Consider the following 2,301-nt stretch of genomic DNA (forward strand, 5'->3'; position numbering starts at 1 on the left):
GTGTTGGGGTTCATCATGGCCCTGATGCTGGTGCCGGTTTTTGGGTTTTTGCGGGTACCTTTCGGGCTCCTGTTTGGCCTGCTGATCGGCCTGCTGGAGGTCATCCCCCTGGTGGGGGGGGTGATTGGCATTGGGGCGGCGGCGGTGTTGCTGGCCTTTCAGGACATTTGGCTCAGCCTTAAAGTGGTGCTGGTTTCCCTGATCGTGCAGCAGGTGAAGGATCGGGTCATCGCCCCCCGCCTGATGGGAGAGCTGATCGGGCTAAATCCAGTGTGGATCTTGATTGCCCTGTTGGTGGGGGCGCAACTGGGGGGCATCCTGGGCGTGATCGTCGCCATTCCCCTCAGCAGTGTGGTGAAAAGCCTTTACGAGATCGCCCGCTCTGCCGACCTGGCCGCCGAAGATGGGTTGGGTTCCGGTGTAAAAGGATCCCCGCAAGGGCTCCGTCCGAGTAGCGCCAACGGCGAACCCCGCCGGGATCCCACCCTGCCCAAGCCGGAGACCCAGCAGATCTAGCTGCTCCAAAAGGGAAGAGGCTCTGCCCATGCGATTCAGGCGATCGCGTTAACCGGCAGGCAAACAGAGGCTCAATCCTGGTAAGCCCAGTTGCTGGGCTATCGATGGCCACCCTTGTCCTCAGGGAGAGGGGCTGGGGGTGAGGGCCTCATCCTAGCGAATCTTGCCCTCGATAAAAGGCACCTCCAGCACTTTTTCGTGGTGGATAGGGCCGTGGCCGAAGTAGCCTCCCTCCCCAAACAGTTCGCCGTGATCGGCTGTAACCGTGATGTAGGTGTTTTTGGGAACCAGGTCAAACAATTGCTCGAAGATCCCGTCCAAGTAGCGCACGGCTTGGATCTGTCGCTGCCGTAGCTCTTCCAACTGGGCCGAATCGAAAAAGGGGATCCCGTCCTCTTCTCCTTCATCCAGCCGCTTCAACACCCCATTCACCCCCGAGATGCGGGGCCACAAGCTGGGATCCTCATCGGGCAGCGCGTAGGGATAGTGAGTTTCGCCCACGTTTAACAGGTAAAAGCTGGGGCGATCCGGCTCGAAGCGCAACTGTTCCACCATGGCCGCCATATCGTTGTGCTGGGGCATGAGGCGGTAGGAATCGAAATCCCGATTCAGCAGCGTGCTGGGGTTGAGCACCGGCATGGAGACCATGGCGTGGGTGGTGTAGCCCAGTTGATGCTTCAGCAGCGTCGGCAAATAGAGATGAGGCAGCAGATGCTTGAACTCAATGGGTTGCCGGGTGCCGAGCCGCTCGTTGTAGCGCAGATAATCTTGCTTGTAGTGCTCGGACGCAAAAACGTGGATGGGGCTGGTGTGGGGCAGCAGGCCCATGAGCAAGTTGTAATGGGCAGGGGCCGTCCAGGAAGCGTAGCTCCAGCGCTTTTCCAGAGGGCCCAACTTCAGCAAGTGCTTGGGGTTGGCCGCCAGCAGGCTGTCGAAGCGGCAACTGTCTAGGACGATGAGCAGATAGTTGTTCTGTCCCCGCGGTTCAGGGCGGGGGTCGGGCTCAGACGCAGGAGCGGCAGACGATTTCCACCAGTTTAGGAATCCCATCCTTCCTCCTCCTCGTCGGCGTAGGGCCGCTGGACAATCCGCCAGTTGGGAGCTGCTGCCGCATCGTCGTCCTCAGGAGCGGGATCGCGAATGCGTTCCGGCGGGATATTGGAATAGGAATAGCGGCCTGCTTGGGGATCCGGCTCGTACTCCGGCAGATCTTGGGGCAAATAGTGGTCGGGGGGAATCAGCTGGGCTTCCAAAAAGCGAACTCGGTCGCTCAACTGAGTTAACTTACGGATTGCCTGTCGCTGGAACACCCGGTCGTGCAATCGCCAGGAGCCTACATACAAAAATCCCAGCCCCATCCCTGCCCCATAAGAGGCCAATAGCACCAACGATAGAGGAAGCGGGGATCCCGATTGCCCACCCACCACAACCCTTGCCGGGGATCCCCAGTTTTGGATGAGGAGAACGAGCAGGCTCAAGATCCACAAGCCCAGGAGTATGAAGCGAAGGTTTCTGATCGCGTTAGCGGGACGAAATTCTTGCATGGCCTCAACCCTACCCTTTATTAGGCTACCATTCTTCCCTTTCTCCACTGGCCTGGCAGCAAAGACGCTGGAAGCTCAAGCGGAGTTGTTCTCAACAGCCATTAGCCCTCTCCCTAAGGCGCGCTTCAGCTTACTAGCGCAGGAGCCCCGCACTGTACCCGTAGGGTCAGTGTCGGGAGGAATGCGCTTTGATGAAGTACAATGAACTTATGAGCCAAATCCTGACCATCTCCTGCAAGCT

General features: G+C 58.8%; 3 protein-coding genes. 1 reads left to right on the plus strand and 2 read right to left on the minus strand.

The features are described from left to right. A partial coding sequence (locus NW837_RS04295) for an AI-2E family transporter (RefSeq protein ID WP_414329413.1) occupies positions 1 to 516 on the plus strand: 516 nt, incomplete at its 5' end. Between the two features lie 153 nt (positions 517 to 669). Here the strand turns inward: NW837_RS04295 and NW837_RS04300 are convergent. Together NW837_RS04300 and NW837_RS04305 are read right to left on the minus strand one after the other, a co-directional pair. Then, complete coding sequence (locus tag NW837_RS04300) at positions 670 to 1,566, minus strand: sulfatase-like hydrolase/transferase (protein ID WP_011432786.1); 897 nt, start codon at positions 1,564 to 1,566, stop codon at positions 670 to 672. Then, positions 1,554 to 1,994: a hypothetical protein gene (locus NW837_RS04305; protein ID WP_238376922.1), complete on the minus strand. Its 441-nt coding sequence runs from the start codon at positions 1,992 to 1,994 to the stop codon at positions 1,554 to 1,556. The genes NW837_RS04300 and NW837_RS04305 overlap by 13 nt, the downstream gene beginning before the upstream one ends. Positions 1,995 to 2,301 lie beyond the last annotated feature (307 nt).

Origin of the sequence: Synechococcus sp. R6-10, from assembly GCF_047461815.1 — a bacterium.
Lineage (GTDB): Bacteria > Cyanobacteriota > Cyanobacteriia > Thermostichales > Thermostichaceae > Thermostichus.